General features: G+C 61.9%; 9 protein-coding genes and 6 pseudogenes. 6 read left to right on the forward strand and 9 right to left on the reverse strand.

Annotation, left to right across the window (positions count from 1 at the left end; all coding sequences use genetic code 11):
* Nucleotides 1-21: 21 nt before the first annotated feature.
* A pseudogene (locus ACVJGD_RS41785) lies at nucleotides 22-141 on the forward strand (DUF2285 domain-containing protein); the annotation flags it as partial.
* Nucleotides 142-645: 504 nt separating this feature from the next.
* On the opposite strand, the pseudogene ACVJGD_RS41790 reads toward ACVJGD_RS41785, so the two are convergent.
* A pseudogene (locus ACVJGD_RS41790) lies at nucleotides 646-963 on the reverse strand (IS481 family transposase); the annotation flags it as partial.
* Nucleotides 964-1384: 421 nt separating this feature from the next.
* Here ACVJGD_RS41790 and ACVJGD_RS41795 point away from each other — a divergent pair.
* Genes ACVJGD_RS41795 through ACVJGD_RS41810 form a run of 4 tightly spaced genes read left to right on the forward strand, consistent with a single transcriptional unit; the run spans nucleotide 1385 to nucleotide 8163 of the window.
* Nucleotides 1385-2911, forward strand: coding sequence for a Wadjet anti-phage system protein JetA family protein (locus ACVJGD_RS41795; RefSeq protein ID WP_456639543.1), 1527 nt, complete (start codon nucleotides 1385-1387; stop codon nucleotides 2909-2911).
* Complete coding sequence (locus ACVJGD_RS41800) at nucleotides 2904-3542, forward strand: DUF4194 domain-containing protein (protein ID WP_456639544.1); 639 nt, start codon at nucleotides 2904-2906, stop codon at nucleotides 3540-3542. Before ACVJGD_RS41795 ends, ACVJGD_RS41800 begins: the two co-directional genes overlap by 8 nt.
* Complete coding sequence (locus tag ACVJGD_RS41805) at nucleotides 3539-6976, forward strand: SbcC/MukB-like Walker B domain-containing protein (RefSeq protein WP_456639545.1); 3438 nt, start codon at nucleotides 3539-3541, stop codon at nucleotides 6974-6976. The genes ACVJGD_RS41800 and ACVJGD_RS41805 overlap by 4 nt, the downstream gene beginning before the upstream one ends.
* A 2-nt stretch (nucleotides 6977-6978) precedes the next feature.
* On the forward strand, nucleotides 6979-8163 hold the full coding sequence (locus tag ACVJGD_RS41810; protein ID WP_456639546.1) for a Wadjet anti-phage system protein JetD domain-containing protein: 1185 nt from the start codon (nucleotides 6979-6981) through the stop codon (nucleotides 8161-8163).
* A gap of 164 nt (nucleotides 8164-8327) precedes the next feature.
* On the opposite strand, the pseudogene ACVJGD_RS41815 reads toward ACVJGD_RS41810, so the two are convergent.
* Nucleotides 8328-8518 (reverse strand): annotated as a pseudogene (locus tag ACVJGD_RS41815) (transposase); the annotation flags it as partial.
* 191 nt (nucleotides 8519-8709) lie between these two features.
* On the opposite strand from ACVJGD_RS41815, the gene ACVJGD_RS41820 reads away from it, so the two are divergent.
* Nucleotides 8710-8925, forward strand: a complete 216-nt coding sequence (locus tag ACVJGD_RS41820; protein ID WP_456639547.1) for a hypothetical protein — start codon at nucleotides 8710-8712, stop codon at nucleotides 8923-8925.
* A gap of 95 nt (nucleotides 8926-9020) precedes the next feature.
* On the opposite strand, the gene ACVJGD_RS41825 is transcribed toward ACVJGD_RS41820, so the two are convergent.
* The 7 genes and pseudogenes from ACVJGD_RS41825 to ACVJGD_RS41855 all read right to left on the reverse strand — a co-directional run bounded on the left by ACVJGD_RS41825 (nucleotide 9021) and on the right by ACVJGD_RS41855 (nucleotide 16361).
* A complete protein-coding gene (locus ACVJGD_RS41825) occupies nucleotides 9021-10277 on the reverse strand; it encodes a hypothetical protein (RefSeq protein WP_456639548.1) in 1257 nt (418 codons plus the stop codon).
* Nucleotides 10278-10842: 565 nt separating this feature from the next.
* The gene (locus tag ACVJGD_RS41830; protein ID WP_456639549.1) at nucleotides 10843-11466 is read right to left on the reverse strand and encodes a UPF0149 family protein; all 624 of its coding nucleotides are present in this window, start codon (nucleotides 11464-11466) and stop codon (nucleotides 10843-10845) included.
* A pseudogene (locus ACVJGD_RS41835) lies at nucleotides 11463-11615 on the reverse strand (transposase domain-containing protein); the annotation flags it as partial. The gene ACVJGD_RS41830 and the pseudogene ACVJGD_RS41835, both read right to left, overlap by 4 nt.
* A 114-nt stretch (nucleotides 11616-11729) precedes the next feature.
* Nucleotides 11730-12328: pseudogene (locus ACVJGD_RS41840) on the reverse strand (tyrosine-type recombinase/integrase); the annotation flags it as partial.
* Nucleotides 12326-12710 (reverse strand): annotated as a pseudogene (locus ACVJGD_RS41845) (DUF2130 domain-containing protein); the annotation flags it as partial. The pseudogenes ACVJGD_RS41840 and ACVJGD_RS41845, both read right to left, overlap by 3 nt.
* Before the next feature lie 40 nt (nucleotides 12711-12750).
* On the reverse strand, nucleotides 12751-14199 hold the full coding sequence (locus tag ACVJGD_RS41850; protein WP_456640559.1) for a PepSY domain-containing protein: 1449 nt from the start codon (nucleotides 14197-14199) through the stop codon (nucleotides 12751-12753).
* A gap of 2 nt (nucleotides 14200-14201) precedes the next feature.
* Entirely contained in the window at nucleotides 14202-16361 is a 2160-nt protein-coding gene (locus ACVJGD_RS41855; protein ID WP_456639550.1) for a TonB-dependent receptor, read from the reverse strand.
* Nucleotides 16362-16417 lie beyond the last annotated feature (56 nt).

Below are 16417 nucleotides of genomic sequence, written 5' to 3' on the forward strand. Positions count from 1 at the left end.
CGCGAGCATGCTGTCACCTAGATGCGTTTGCTGGGTGCAGACGCAGAAGGCGCAGATTGGCGAGAAGTCGCGGAAATCGTGCTGCACATCGATTCCAAACGCGAGCCGGAGCGCACCCGCCGCGCTTATGAGAGCCATCTGGTCGTGATGGAAGCGCTGGAACAGGTGCTGCATGATCAACGGCCGATCCATGGCGGTGGAATCGTACATCATAGCGAGCGTCGCCGCCAATACGGCTCAATCAAATACACCGCACTGTCGAAACCCTCCGTCCGCAGGTCGGATATTCCTGTCAAGATGCTCTCGCCGGAGATCATCGACGTTCTCAACGAAGCCGAGGCACTTCACCTGCGCGCGCGATGGCGGAACTTCGATGGCCACCTGCATTACCTCATCACTCAGATCCAGGAAGCCAACATACCGGTGAGTAGTTCCAGCGGTTACGGAGGCAGACATTAGCATCATCCGCAATATGACCGGATCCGCGAACGGCTGGGACAAAACGACAGTGGGAAGCTTCTTCTCTCCGGATTGCAATGCAAACGGTGTCGGCGGTTTGGGCGGCCGTTTTGCGGACCGGTTGTTTGAGTTTGGCGAAGACCTGCTGCCTTCGACCTCCGGCAATCGGCTGATGCCGTGGCGCTAAAGACAGCGATGCAGGGATGACCGCGTCAGATGCGGGATGGTCGGCTGCAGCGCATAGAGGCAATCGTCGAGCGGCAGCAGCGTATGCCGCCGGAAAGCGACGATGATCGCCTCCTCCTCGATGGAAAGTACGGTCGATTTGGCTTCCTTCGGGCCTGTCGGGAGATCGGCGACGGTCTCACGCTGCTTCCACTTCGCGACAGTCCTCTGGTTGATCCCGTAGCGCTTGGCGAACGCTCCCAGGCTCTCTTGACGATTTTGTACTGCTCGACGGACTGCCTCCGTCGTGCTGGCGCAGCCGTGTAAAACCTGTCCCATAGCGCATCCTTCGAATCATGCGATAAGAATGCACCATCAAAGCCTAGGACTTAACACCTTAGCTTCGCGCAGGATGTGGCGCTTCGCGATCAGCCGCTCGAGCCGGCGGGCAGGCGTGGCCGGGCTTATTTGTGAGACGGTATTATGAGACGATACGAGAAGATCACAAATGATAAATTGCTTATTTTTCAAAGTGTTGCTGGTTCCGCGCCCGTCGTGCGCCGATCGTGAAAAGTATGAGTTTGGGGGCCTCGACAGCGTGCGGCCCGCAGACTATACAAGAACATAGAGAGAACTGTTCCTCAAGGTTGCAGCCTGTCCACCCTACACCTCACACAACTGTAATCTCCGGCAGATCATGAGTTTAGAGACCGGCTTGATGCATCCTTCGGGATGAAGTCGGTCCAAGGAGCAGTATCCATTGTCCTTGTTCCGCCATTTGCATGACGACGCTTTTTTGGCCTTTTCACGCGATCACAAGCACCTCTACGCGGCGTGTCTCCTTGATCTGCATGAGCGCTTCTTTTCGGGCGCGCCGGCGTTTCCGACGCCGCAGCAGGTTGTCCACGCCATCTACGACGTCATGCGCGCGAACCCCGCGTTGTGGAACGAAGGCGATGATTTTGGCAGCCTGCCCGAAATAATCTCAGCCGGACGCCGCCGCATCCGCAAGGTGGATATCGCGCTCGCGTCAGAGAAGGGCGACAAAGCGCTCGCCCTGGCACGGCAGCTCTACGCGCGTCTGCTCGCCTGGGGATGGCTCGAAGAGGAGGAATACGGGCTGCGGGTCACCGTGGACATGGCAATGGGGCCTCTCTTGGTCATCCAGCGGCTGGCCAGCCTCAACAAGGATCTCTCGCAGCGGTTCGGCGGACTGATCGTCCAGATCCGCCTGAATCTTGAGGCCGTCGAAAAGCTGACGCCCGAGATCACCGACCGCAAGCAGCGCGAAGCCGCACTCGCAGTCCGCGAGGCGCGCAACCAGGCCGACCAGTTCACCAAAAGCCTGCGGGCCATCCTCGCCGACCTCAAGCGGATCCGACGGACGGTTATGGAGTCGAAGACCGTGGGCACTCGCCTAGAGGCCTTCTTCGAAGAGTTCGTCGACCAGCTCTTATTGAAGGATTTCGAGTCCATCCTGACCGTCAACCATCCGTACCGGTTCCGCGACGCCATCGTCGACCTCGCCCGGAGGATCTCCTACACCCCCGAAACCATGCAGGTACTCGCCGAGGAATACGCGGCAGCCAGCATGGCCTCCGATGTCGAAGACGGACGGATGGCGGCCGCGGACGACCTGTTGGCCATCGAAAGTATCTTCGAGCAGATCGGCGAGATGTTCGAGCGGATCGAGACCTTCCGTAGACAGCTCGAGGCGCGCGTCCGCAACACGATCAAATACGCCGAACGCGGAGCGCAGGGGCTCGTCGGTCGGGCCGGCGACCTGGTGCGGCGCCTCGACGCCCTGCTGCGCGACGGCAGGCACAACAAGGCGACCGTTGAATGGAGCATCGAGCCGCTGCGGTCACCCTGGTCGGAACATCACCAGGCGCCGGCCAGACAGCCACGCCGGCCCGTCGAGGCGAGGGAGCTCGCCGGGCCGCCGTCGGATCCGATCTACGAACTGCGGAAGACGCTCCGCCTCGAGTACATCGCGCGCATCGCGCCCCGGCCCGAGGACGTCAGACGTTTCCTCGAAGGGCAGGTGCCTCCCTTCGCGACCAAGGAAGCCCGCTTCATGGAGATCGGTACCGTGGACGACTTTCTCGCATTCGACTGCGCGCGCCGCTACGCCCTGACCGGCGAAGTGCCGATGCAGATCGCCGCGGGTTTCGATCTTCAGCCATGCCCCGACACGCCGCCGCACGACAGCGAATGGCTACGGTGCGCCAACTTCGTGGTCCGGCGTTCGGGCGCGCTCCGGAAAGGCAAGACGGCCCATGCTTAGTGAATTCGAGAACATCGAGAGCTCCGCGGGCGCGGAGAAGGCGGCTGATCTCCGGAAAGCGCTGCATTTCCTGCTGCGCCGGCAGTTCGTGTTCGCCGGCGATCCTCGCACGGGGACGGTCTACAACACGATCATGGACGGACGCTTCCGCGACGTGGTGGACGGGTTTTTCGACAGTTGCGGCTATCGGGTCCATCGCGATCCGGAGGCGCAGTGGGCGGGCATCGTCGCAATGGGCGAGGACGTACCGCTGCCCCGGATGAAGCTCGACGAAACCATCGTGATGCTGGTGCTGGCCGCATACTGGCAGCAAGAGGTCAACGTAGGTGCGGTCGAGGATCGGGCGGTCGTGGTGGCCACCTTGAACGATCTCTTCGACCGCTACCGCGAGATGGCGCAGCACAGCGGCGGAGGGGCGATCTCGGCAGCACGGTTCCGCGACATTCTGCGCGAGGCCGCTCAGCGCAGCTTGGTCGAGATCGGCGACTTCGACGACGAGCAGCAGGATTGCGAGGTCACAATCCGCCCGATGATCAAGCTGATCAGCGGCGGTGACGCCCTCCACCGCCTCGAGCGCTACGTCCGCAGCGAGGAGGCCCGCTTCCCGCAGAGCGCGGGAGGTGAGCCATGATGGAACTGCGCCACCTCACGATGGTGAACTGGCATCTGTTCGATGTCGCCGACATCGAAGTGACCGGTCACGTCGGCGTGCTCGGCGAAAACCGGTCCGGCAAATCGACGATCCTCGATATGGCGCAAGTCGTTCTCACGGGCGGCAGCCGGCGCTTCCTGCGCCTGAACGCGGTCGCTGGCGATAGCGGAAGATCGCGCAGCGCCTCGAAGCGCAGCGTCGTCGACTACTGTCTTGGAACTCTCGGCGAGGATCAGCGGCGGCGCGACGAGGCGCGCACCTACATCGCGGTCGGCTTTGAAGACACGAACGGAGAGCGGCCGCCGGTCACCATCGGCATGGCGCTGGAGGCCCGCAAGTCGGACACCAGGGAGACCGTGCTCGCGCTGTTCGTCGCGGTCGGCGCGGTACTGACTTCCAAGGACTTCATTGAGCAGCGCGGAAAGGCGCAGTTTCCTGCGCAATGGGAGGACGTGCGCGCCAGGATCATCGCCGCGGTCGGTGAGGCGAACTTCGTCAATCACCGCGATCGGGCGGGCGATTACGTCCGCGAGTACATGCGCCATCTCCTGCCGCACTCGCCCTACGGCGAGCAAAACGCGAGCGCGCTGCAGAAGTCGATCGTCAACGCCATGACGCTCGACCACAACCAGACGGCCACGCAGTTCGTGCGGAACTACCTCCTCGAGGACAGCCCGATCGGGATCAAGGAACTGCGCGAGTCGATCCAGACCTACCGCAACATCAGCGACACCATCCGGAAGATGCGCCTAAAGCTGGAGGCGCTGAAGCAACTGAGGGAAATCCTCGCCACCCTGGAGGCGACGTTCGAGACCATATTTCGCGAGCAGTGGATCGCTAAACGCGCGGAATGGCTCGCTGCCCGAGCCGCCAACCGGGACTTCAGGAACAAGCTGCGACTAGCGACTGCCCAGCGCGACGCCGCGGCCGGCGAACTCAAGTTCCTGGACGAGGATATCAAGGCGACCGACAACGAGATCGAGCGACTTACGGAGGCTATCGCGGAGCACGACGCCAAGACCGGAAGAAAGTCTCTGCAGCAGACCGCCTCGGTAGCCGAGCAATCCGCGCAGCGCGCGGCATCCGATTTCAAGGCGCGCCTTGAGACCATCCGACGGCTGCAGCCGCTGTGTACAATGGCGGGGCACGGATTTGATGAGCTCATTCCCGCCGTGGAGAGGCTGCTTGCCGCCGCCGGTACGGGCTCCGTCACCTCCGTTTCCGACGAGCTCTCCGCGGCGGAAGCTGCCGCGACGGGCTTGGGAGCGCAGCGGCTCGCGAAAGTCGACGAAGGGCGTCAGACGATCATTGCAGAGGTTTCGAAGCTGCGCAGCCATCGGAACGAGCTGCTCGAGCGGATCCGGCAGCACGCCTCTGGAGGGCCGGGCGCGCATCTGGAGGACGATACGAAACTGCTGTGCCAAAGGCTTCGGCAGAAGGGAATGGCGCCGCGCGTTCTTTGCGAGCTGATCGAAGTCGCCGAACCGGAATGGGCGGGAGCCGCCGAAGCGCTTCTCGGGCGCGACCGGGATGCGGTGTTCGTCGACAGGCCCCAGATCGGGACGGCGACGGCGATCTTCAAGGAAGGACGGCGCGAATTCCGGCGCACGTCCCTTGTGAGTCTCAACAAGCTGGAACAGTTCAGGGCCAAGCCGGAGCGGGGAACGTTTCCTTCGATCTTTCGCTCGCACGATCCGGACGCGCTGTCGTTCATCATGCGCCGGTACGGATCGGTGCGGCTTGCGGACACGCTCGACCAATTCAATAAGCCGGGCCGCGCCATCATGAAGGACGGCCTGTACGACGACGGTCTCGTTCGCACCCATCGGTCGATCGACCCTTCGCAGCACAAGATCGGCAAGGCGGCCCAGGCGAGTGCGCTGCGCGCCCTGCAGGAGCGAGTTGACGATCTGAAGGACTCGCTGGCACAGGCCGCGAAGGAAGCTCAAATCGCCGATGGCGCCTTCATGGCGCTAAAGACCCTCTGCGACGCCCCTGCCGGCGACCTGAAAGCCTGCGCCTCGGCGTTTGCCGCAGCGCAGGCCGAAGCAGCCGATGCGCAAGCGAGGCTCGTGGCGCTCGACAGCGCCGGCGACGGCGGCCTCCGCGACAAGAAGCAGGCCCAGCAGCAACTCAAGCAGAGAAGGTTCGCGGAGCGCAATGCCCAGCAGGACGCCTTCAACAAGCACGACGGCGAGATGAGAACGGCGCAAAGCAGATTGAGCGATGGCGAAAATGTACCCGGCTCCCAGCTCAACCTGAAGATCGCCTGGTCGCTCTTCGCCAAGAACCTGTCGCTCTACGCCGCGGCGAAAGGTCGCCCCGTGCACCGGGCACGCCTCGACGCGCGGCCGCACAAGAACGAGGCCGACCGCCATCGCAGCATCGCCGAGAAGTCCGTCAAGGTTGCCGAGGCCGCGAACGAAAAGCGCAGAGAAATCGAACGGGAAGTGCGCAAATTCCTGGAGGGATATTTCGGGCAGTTCGGCGTCAGCTCCCAGGTCGGCATCGAGAGCGAACCCCTTCAGGAGGTGAAGCCCTGGATGATGCAGTTAATCGAGGACATCGAGTCCAACGAGCTGCGCCAGTACGAACGGCAGGCACGCGAAGCGGCGGAGAAGGCCTCCACGCTGCTGCGCGGCGAGTTCATCAATGCGCTCACGGCCCGGATCGGCAAGATGGAGCGGGAGCTCCAGGCGTTGAACCGCAGCCTCTACGCGCACCCCTTCCACAACGAGCGATATTCTTTCCACCGCACCCAGGTGGTGGAATTCCAGCCGATCCTGAAAATCATCGAGATCGGCAAGACTTCTCCGGAAGCGCTCGACCTGCTGTTCCGCGGCGACGTGCCCGACGATTTCCCGCACAAGGACACGATCCTGGCGCTGGAGGCGCTGCTGGAGGATCCGGACAAGGACTTTACCCAATTCGAGGACTACCGAAATTTCTATACGTTCGAGATTCATATGGAGGACGTCGCGACCGGCCGGTCGACCCGCTGGGAGCAACGGCGCGGCACAGGATCCGGCGCCGAACAGCAGGTGCCGATCTACGTTGCCATCGGCGCCTCGCTCGCGGCTGCCTATGCCAGCGCAGAGCGGCGCGCGGGAAAGCCTGCGGGCTTCGCGCTCGCCATGTTCGACGAGGCTTTCTCCAAGATGGACGGCAAGAACCAGCGGCAGATGATGAGCTTCTACAAGAATCTCGGCTTGCAGTTCGTGATCGCGGCGCCATTCGAGAAGCGGGTCGCAGTGCTGGAGCACATGGATACGATCGTGGAAGTGGATCGCATCGGCGAACAGTCGAGGGCAAGTGTGGTCGCGCTGAAGGAGAAGACCAAGCGCGAACTGATGGCAATCGACCCGGACCTGATGTCCGAAGATGAGCTCGCGGCCTGTCTGGCCGCCGAGTAGCCATGGCGCGGCGCTTCACGGACGCGAACGAACTGCTGAACGACCTTTTGGACCGCTACGAAGGCGGGGCCGTGAGCCCCATCGCCCATCCGGAATACGACGGGTTTCCTTCCGTAGTGGCCGCGGACGCCTTCCTGAAGCAAATCGCGCGCGCCGCGGAGGTCGGCGCCGTCAGTCTCGGAATGGGGCGGGGAGATAGGCGAGATCAGATTGCGCACGTCAGGCTCCGGGCGGCCGACGCGCTCTATCGTCATCTCGGTCGCGTTCCGGCCGTTCGGATCGCGCAAGATGCCGGTACACGCCTCGTCGCCGGCCTTGCTTTGGACAGGCGCCTGGCGGAAGCGGTTCCTTCGATTACGGACGCTTGGGGCAGAGGGAAGAGCTGGCACGGATTCGTCTCGTCCGACGTCGACAAGTTGCGCGACGGGTTCGCTCTCGCCCAGGCGATCTTGGACAAGAAGCATCTCGACGTCGACTACAAGACGTTCTCGCGAAGGACCGTGGGCGACAGCAAGACGCTCGAACGCATTGAAGGCGTCGTCATCCGGCTCCTGAGCGGCATCCTGGAATTTCCTCCCGGCGCCCGGCCTCGCGAGGCACTGCAGACGATCGGACTTGAACGCTTCGCGCCGCCACTCCTGATCGCGGGGCGGATCGATCTCGACGGGGCCGATCTGTCAGGGATTTCTCCGCATTATGTTGGAATCACGCCCAAGGAGGCAGATCGCATCCGCTTTCGGGAGCCACCGGCCTACGTTCTGACGATCGAAAACTTCGCGAGCTTCAACAGGCACATCGCCGAGGCGGACCCGGGTCGGCTTGGAACGACGATGTACGTGGGTGGCTATCCTTCGCTCGCCACCCAGCAGGCGTTAAGGGTGATCGCGACAATGGTGTCCGAACGCACGCCGATCCTCCATTGGTCGGACATCGATCCGGACGGCACCTGGATCTTCAATACCATCGAGCGTGCCGTCGGACGTCCGATCCGCCCACACCTCATGAGCGTCGAAATCGCCGAGCGATCGGGGCAAGTGCCGCAGAAAAAGGCCGCACCGGCGCGATGCCTGCCGGACTCCGGCATCGCAGCAATGGCAGCGTACCTGGCCGAGGAGGGCGCCAAGACGCTTGAGCAGGAGGAGCTCGATCCGATGCTGCCCTTAGATGCCATTACTGCCTGCCGGTAAAGGCGAGCTCAGCAGTCAATTTCGATCGGGAGCGCAGCGATAGCCGACGCCATGCTGCTTTCAACGACTTAGGCGACTCGCATCAAAAGTGTTGGCATCGCGGTCAAGAAGGTCGGCAAACGCGCGAAAGCGCGTCGCGAAGCGCCTCGGCCGTTAAAAGCGTTTCACACATAGCTTGCGTTTGCGAAGTGGTTTGCGCATTCGTGGGTCTGGTTTGGACGAGGTGACCGATCTGACAGCAGAGGTCGGCGATGGAACGCTTCTGGGCAGCGTGGATCCATTGCTTGATCTTGGCGAAGGTCTGCTCGATCAGATTGAGATCGGGGGAGTACGGCGGCAGATACCATAGCCTTGCTCGCCGGCCGCTCTGAGGTATCCGGAATTGATCCATCACCGGCCCGGCTCTTGGGGCGTCCCGAGCATCGGCAAGGCCGGCCTCGACGGTCAATCCACTTGGGACAAGACCGAGCAGGCGGTCTTCAGTTCATTTTTCATCGGAGCGTCAACGGCGGTCGCCGCGGTCGCCGCAATTCGGGCGATCAAGAAATGACCGACGACACCCGCGACCGGGTCATCCGGCTGGAAGCGAATTTGGAACACGCCACCGCAAAAATTGACGACATGCAGGCGAAGGTCAACGCGATGCATGACCTTCTGATGCAGGCGAAGGGAATGCGTTGGCTGATTGTCGGCATGGCTGCGGTCGCGGGCTTCATCGCTTCCTTCGCGTCGAAATACCTGCACCTGCCGCTCTCGAAGTGAGCCGGTACCACTACGTACGGCTTTGCGTACCTGTGGGAGAAAGCCGGTTAAGGCCATTTCCGGGCTTACGGGGAGAGCTTACATTCATCCGCTGCTCATGTTGAGCGCAGAAAAACCTGATCCTCATGGCCTGGCGGCCCTAATGTGGCCGTGTAGTTCACGCCCTTGAGAGGAAAATTTGTCTCCGGCTGAGACGCGCTCGGCAGCAGGTTGTGCAAGCGCATTCCTTCCATGACGTCTTCCGACGCCCATTGGGGGCCGTGCTGGAAGTCCAGGGGGAGGTACATTGATAGATTCGGCAGCGGACCCGGCTCGTAAGCCGACTGATCTGCCGGGGCTGAGCTAGATGACACTCCCAACGGCGCGGGTTCATCATCCAGTAGTCGCTGAAGCTCGCCTGGAGAGAACTGCTTCGGATTGAAAGTAAACTCTTCTGGATCGACGAAGAACGACTGGGCAGGGTGACTGTCCCGTCGTCCCTGAAGCTCCTCGCGGAACCCCTGTTCCAGTCGCTGAAGTTCCAGTGGATCGGTCGGCGGCTCCTCGGCCTCATCATCGAACAGGTGCCAGACCTCCTCGGGAACCCCGTCTAACCTGGGCGACGGGACACCATGGCCCCCGGCTTCCCGAGGGCCGCCCGCACCTGAAACGTGTTCCGCGTTGAGCTCACGAAGCATCCTCAACGCGGTGGGGAGAGCTGGGTCCTTCGGAAACAACTTGCATGCGAACTCGAGTCGCGAACCGTGATCCAGCCCAGATATCGTCCGGCCCTCGCCCTTAAGCGTCTCAGAAAATTTGCAAAGACGACGCTGATAAATAGCAAAGGAACCCGGGGTGAGTCCGCTGGGCTTAGTCAGCCGCTCTATTAGACGGGCGTCTTCCGCTGAGGGGACCGCGCGTTGCCTGCCACCAGCTACATAACCCGGCTCATGATACGCACGAAGGAGTTGCAACGCGGCCTTCATGTTTTGGTCTTCCGGAAAGCAAGCCTTGGCGTGATTGAGTAGGGATTGGTGATCCCTTAGATCAGGCGATTGGCCACGACCGCGGAGATCATTCACCAATCGGCGAAGCGCTGCAGCATAATTAGAGACCGTGCTCGCATTTCGCGAACCCGCATGTTGAGCAATCGCCTTATCGATAAGGTCCCGATCTTCTCTAGAGAGATGGGGATAGTAGCTGCCCATAGGCCCGCCACTGGCGACAGGAGCCGGATCGGGTCGGCGCGCCTCGGCCAAGTGCTGCTCAAAGCCCTCTTGCCCAGCATGGCCCGCCTGCTGCTCTTCCGAGACGGCGTGCTGCACCTGCGGCCAAGATGTTACATTGAATCGATCAAAATCGTGCGGGTCCACGCTAGCCTCATGTCCACAGCTCAACTGAGCTACCTTACTCGGGCAGGCTTACGAGAAGCTGACGAGGCCGTGGCTCGTGAAGCAATGCATCGCCACATCCGCAAAAACGAGACTGCCCCGCGGCTCTCAATGGTCGCGGGGCCTTTTTGGGTTTCAGGACCCGCCTTCGTCGCGGCTAATGAAGCCTTTTGGCAGCTCGGGGGGCGACGACTCGTCATCGCTCTTGTTGCAAAACGGGCACGGCATACCGGCGCCGCCGCAGGTGCACGCATGGGCGCCAAGCCAATGCCGGTCCCGGCCGTCGACACCCAATAGAACCGCCTCGTCATCGATCACAAACGACGTTTTACGGTTCGTAATGCGGCGGCGATGGTCAGCGGGCAGCGGTGCGTCCAGTCGTGACGTTTCGTGTGAGGAGGCGCACGATCTTGCCTTCGCGCCGAACGATCAGGCGATATCCATCGTGCTTGATCTCGTGGAGCCATTCCGGCCGGGCAGGGACTTTGGTTCCGCGCGTAGGGATGCAGGGAAGGTACTTCGGTTTGAGCTCCCAGGTCTGCTGTGATCAGCGGGTGCGTGCGTAGCGGATCGGCATCCAATATTGGCGCATTGCCTCGACGGCTGCAGGGATATCGAGGTGGGCGTTACGCAGGAAGGCGTCGGTCTCGCGGCCTCGTCGGGGCGGTCCGAGGATCGGCCGGCGCTGATCGTCGCAGCAGTGCAGCAGGATAGGCAGAAGGAGGCCATGATTGACGTTGCTGGGATCCAGCAACGGCGCCCATGTCGACAACCTGAGCCGCATCGCGGCATAGAAGCCCTGGCACCAGGGACGCGGATCGATATCGCCATTGACGTCGCGCCGGTGCATCGGCGCAAACTGGCGAGGCGTGGTCGAAAGGGTCTGGCTGATCTCGTTATGACGCAGCGCGATGGCGGAGATCGCCGCGAACTCCGGGGTGCCGCCGTGGTTGAAAGCATCGGCACCGATGGCGAGCAGCGGGCAGATCCAGTCGGGCGGACTCATCGGCACCGGTCCGGCCACGATCGCGGTGGTATAGCCGTCGAGCATGGGGAGACTGGTGGCGGCAGGATGCCGATCGACGCGAGCCTGGAGCCAACGCTCAAGCTCCGCAAGGGGCATCGCGGCTGACGCCATCGACGGCGCTGCTTTATGACGACGCTCCCTCATGCCGCGGCCTGTGCGGTGCGTTGGCGGGCCACCTTCCAGTTCCAGGCGAGCAGCTCGTGCAGCTGGTGGCTCTTGGTTCGCCCGGACACGATGCGCTCCAGCACGTCGGCCAGGTAGGCCTGCGGATCGAGTTCATGAAGTTTTGCCGTTAATGCCGACCGCCGAACTATGCCGAATGGTTTTGAGAGGAGCCGGTCGTTCGCGCGGACTTGCCGCTGGTCGAGCGATCGTCGTCCTGCTTCCATTCGGCATAGTCTGGCATCTTACAGCGCCTCAAGGAAGGCGAGCAGGCGGTCGCTTGCCTGGAAGCGGGTTCGCTTGCGGTGCTCGTACGGCTTGAGCTTAGCGAGGGCCGCTTCCTTGAGTGCGAGATGGGCATGCAGGTAGGTCTGCGTTGTTTCGATCGATTCATGACCGAGCCACAGCGCAATTACGGAGCAATCGACGCCGGCTTCCAGCAGCTCCATCGCAGCGCTGTGCCTGAGCACGTGCGGCGATACCCGCTTGGACGCCAGTGACGGACAGCTCTCGCTGGCGATACGCACATACTTGGCCAGAAGGTATAATCGCGACGTCCGAGCCAAGTCGTGCGATCAGGAGCGGCAAGAATCGCCTCGATCTCGGACCGTGCCAGGAAATGCACCTGGCGTCTGTCGTGACGCTTGCTTGGTATCGCCAAGACGCGCTGGATCAGGGCGCTGTGAGCCGGCTCCTCGAAAGACACGAACCGGAAGAAGGAGCGAATCGCTGTCAGGCGCAAGTTGCGCGTCCTGACGCTGGCGCCCCGCTTCGTCTCGAGATCAGCGAGAAACGCGCTGATGAAGGGCACGTCCAGGTCGTCGAGAGCCAAGGTCGACGGCGAGCTGTTGACCTCAATGAGAGTCTGACGAAGCGTGACTGCAACGGGTACCGCGTAGCGCGGATGGGGTGACCCACACGCCGTCGACCCAGGTCAAAATGCTCGACATGCTTGGGAAGCGCATCGGAAATGATAAGCGCGACGTCTGCGCCGCACCGGCGTTGATCGTCGCGCAGTTTAACCAGCCAATTATCGCTCCAAGCCTTTGTGCACTTGGATTCCCAAAGGATGATTCCAGCGACCGTCCAGTCGAGCCGTTGACCTGCTGGACGACGTCGGCGCCGAGCTCACCCTTTCCCACAGGTTCGATCAGATCCGCGGGAAACCGCCCGCGAAGAAGCTCTTCGAGCTCCAATTCGAGCACCTCGCCTTGGGATTGCTGCGTCGTCTCCGGCCTCATAGTGCAAGTCGCTGCAACACTGTCCCTAGGATCGCAGCCGCCGCCAGCCTATAACGATGCCGCTGGTCGATACGATCATTCCAATGAGCGACAGGAGCAACACCACAAGGTCCCATGCCGGGCGATGGCGCAGCAGCGGCGGAAAATCGAGACTGTGCGGGGCATTGAACAGCCAGCGATATGCCCGGCGGCTATTGTCGATGCGGCCGAGAATGTCGCCATTGCGCGGATCAATGTAGAACCAGCTCTGAGCCGCGTCGTCGAAGCCCACGCGCAAGGTCGGCAGGAGCCGCTCATTGTGATGCGGATACCAATAATCATCGAACTGCTGGAGGCGCAGGCGCGCGGTCATCGTGGCGTTCGGCAGCAAGCTGCTCGCAGCCGAGAAAATCTCGCCGTCGGAAAGCATCTTCGTGGTGCCATTAGCCGGATCTGCCGCGGTCTGACGGCCGTCGCGGTCGGTGAGCAGCATCAACGGACGACCACCGAGCCAGACAAAGCGAGCTTCGACCGCCCCGCGCGGAGGCGTCGATTGCATGACCGCGACGATCTGTGGCGCGTCGTGCCCGGCATAGCGGACGGCCATGTCCCGGGTCGCGCCTCGCCCTGCAAAATATTCACCCGGATTAAGCGACAGCCAACCGCTGAATATCCACGTCAGGACGAAGATGCCGCCGATCAGCCCCGCAATATGATGCCAGGCCATCCACCCCCGATAAGGCGTGACCGTGCCCCGGGCATAACGCTGGCGCAATCGGACCCGTAGAATGCCGATCCAGAAACCGGTAACCGCCACCACGAGGCAGATTCCTGATATCCAGAGCACCACTTGCCGCCAAGTTGCGCCATCCTGGCGGAGGACCGTGGGATAGATCCAGTGCGGAATCGCGCCTAGCCAATTCCAGATCCGCTCACGTCGCGTGGTGTCGAGCGCCAGTTCGCCGGTCTTTGCCGAGACATAGAGCTCGGTTCCGCGTTCATCTCCGAGCGACACCAGGAGGAGCGGTCGCAAGGCATCATAGCGCGCCGTGACACTCCATTGGTCGCGTTCGATTGTACCGATCAGTTTTGGATGCACGGCGTTCGGATGATGACGGGTGATCGCCAGTGCGTGTTCGGGCGTAATGCTCTCGATCGGATGACCGTCCGTTGCCGATATGGTTTTGTGCGCGCCATTCCAGTCGAGCAATCGATAGACGGGGATGTCGTTCAGCATGACGAGGCGAAGATCGCGCGGGTAGTTCGCAACCCCGGCGATGGCCATGGCGCGATCTGGCGCCACGAGCACGCGGTCCCAGGCGATTGGCGGCAGCGCCGCCCAGCGCTCGCGATTGGTCAACTGCGGGAACGCTACGTACATCATGACGATGCCCGAGACGAACCACATCGCAAACAGCAGGCAGGTCGCGATGCCGATCCAGCGATGGGTGATGTAAAGCCACCGCCGTCCTCTCCGGAGCAAGGCGCGGCGCATCATCAAAACTTCACGTTGATGCACACTTCTGCCGTGCGCGGCATGCCGAGCAGCCACTGCCCGGCATAAGGCGACGACGTGGCGTAGACGGTGTCGAAGAGATTGTAGATGCGAAGCGCGACCGTGGTTTGCTCGTCAGGCTTCCAGCGTAGTCCGCCGTTGACCACGGTGTAGGCGGGGCGAAGCTGCGTATTGGCGTTATCGGAAAAGGTTTGTCCCACAATCTGCACACCACCATAGACGGACCAGTTCGCCGCGAAGTCCCAGGTCAACCAGACGTTCGATACTTGCTGCGGCGCGTTCAGCGGAACGTTGCCGGCGTGGCTGACGAGTTTGCCGCCTACCACCTGGCTGAAGTTGTCGTACCTGGCCCGCAGCACCGCGAGATTGGCATCGACGCGCCAGCCGCCATCCAGCGCCAGGCCGATCGATGCTTCGATCCCGCGCGAGGATTGCTGGCCGATTTGCAACGCCAGTCCGGCAGGATTGCTGGGATCCGGGACCAGCAGGTTGTTCTTGACGATCTGGTATCCTGCGAGCGTCCACTCGCCGCGACCGCCCCAGAACGACTGCTTGACTCCAACCTCTCTTTGCTTGCCGGTGGCAAGCTGGAAGGTTTTCTGCGTGGCCGACAGCGAGATAAGATTGGTGACCGGATCGACGGCTGTCGCATACTGTCCGTAAAATGCAAGGTTCGAGATCGGGGTGTAGACCACGCCGGTTCGCCAGCTCGTACCCGACAGCGAGATATCGAAACTGTTCGCTGGGGTCCTGTAATCGGTGCGGTCGACATCCGGCCGATCGAACCTGATACCGCTAACAACGGACAGCTGATCGGTCAGCGACAGCCGGTCCTCGGCAAACAACGCGTATTGATTGACGATTGCGTTGTAGCCGGGCGTGGTTCGCGTCGTGGTGGCCGCAAACAACCCCATGTTGACGGCATAGGGGCTGACCGAAGACGCGCCGCCATAGGGCGAATTGTTGGTGTGGGTAAAATCCACCCGGTTGATGTCGAAACCCGCAACGAACTCATTGCCGAAGCCCAGCAGATGGCCACGAAACGTCGCGTCCATCCGGTTGCCCACTTGAGCCTGGTCGTGGAAGATCTCGATGTAGCTGGTTCGGTTGATCAACAGTGTCGCAGGATTCCAGGCATAACTCTCGACATCACGCCAATGCCGACGGCTGGTCAGGTAGTAGAGTGTGTTCTGAACCTTGATGCCGTCCGTCACGTCCCACTCGGTCTTGAACTGGCTCCAGTTATCCTGATAGCGGATCGCACTGTCGAGCACGTTGTAGTTCTTGAACCGCAACGCGCCGTCGATCGCGCCGTTGATCAGCGGTGTGCCGAAATAGCGCGAGGGGCTTCGATTGCCGTAGTCGTTCGAGAGTGTGAAAGCGAGGTTTTCGGCGGCCTCGACCCGCACCGCGGCGGAGATCGCCAGATTCGATGTCTCGTCGCGATCGACCCAACCGTTCGACATGTTGCCGACGGCATTGACGCGATAGGATACGGTCGGATTGATCGGTCCGCCGCTATCCACCGCGATGCGTCGCGTCGTATTGGTGTCGAGCGACATCTCGGCATCGTTGTAGGGCGTCGTGACGGGTTTTTTGGGGATCACATTGATGATCCCGCCGATCGCGCCTTCTCCGTACAGAACGGAGGCTGGCCCGCGCATGACCTCGATGCGATCCGCCGACCACGTATCGAATGGAAAGGTCGCGGTTCCGGCACCAACATAGAGGCGAGTGCCGTCATAAAGCGTCATCACCGAATTGCTTCCAGTGAAGCCGCGTGTGCTGAACGAGAGGCCGCCATTGCCGGGGGCCGGGCTCGCGCTAAAACCCACGGCGTTCTGGGTGACCGCGTCCGTGACATTATGCTGGCCGCGTTCTGCGATGGTCTGCGACGTGATCGTTTCGACGCTGGCGGGCGTCTGCAGCGGAGTGAGGTTGAGGCGGCTGCCACTCGCGTTCTGCTTGTTCAGGTTCAGCGTTGGAAATGACGTATCGGATGTTGCGATCGAGGGCGTGGGGCTTCGCGTCGCTGCGGTTCGGCTCGACTGAGTCCGCGCTGTCGAAGTCGAACGCTCACGATCAAGGCGCTTGGGTTTGGTTGGAGGCGTTTGGGGCTGGGTAACGCTTACCGGAGGCAAGACATGGGGCGAATCAGACTGCTGGGCCTTTGCCGAACAAGACTCGAGCAGCAGAA

This window comes from Bradyrhizobium sp. USDA 10063 (assembly GCF_054063735.1).

What these genes read in the sequence shown, in the direction of transcription:
- ACVJGD_RS41850 (WP_456640559.1), bottom strand. Translation starts at nt 14,199, where the DNA reads ATGCGCCGCGCCTTGCTCCGGAGAGGACGGCGGTGGCTTTACATCACC.
- ACVJGD_RS41800 (WP_456639544.1), top strand. Translation starts at nt 2,904, where the DNA reads ATGCTTAGTGAATTCGAGAACATCGAGAGCTCCGCGGGCGCGGAGAAG.
- ACVJGD_RS41820 (WP_456639547.1), top strand. Translation starts at nt 8,710, where the DNA reads ATGACCGACGACACCCGCGACCGGGTCATCCGGCTGGAAGCGAATTTG.
- ACVJGD_RS41810 (WP_456639546.1), top strand. Translation starts at nt 6,979, where the DNA reads ATGGCGCGGCGCTTCACGGACGCGAACGAACTGCTGAACGACCTTTTG.
- ACVJGD_RS41805 (WP_456639545.1), top strand. Translation starts at nt 3,539, where the DNA reads ATGATGGAACTGCGCCACCTCACGATGGTGAACTGGCATCTGTTCGAT.
- ACVJGD_RS41830 (WP_456639549.1), bottom strand. Translation starts at nt 11,466, where the DNA reads ATGAGGGAGCGTCGTCATAAAGCAGCGCCGTCGATGGCGTCAGCCGCG.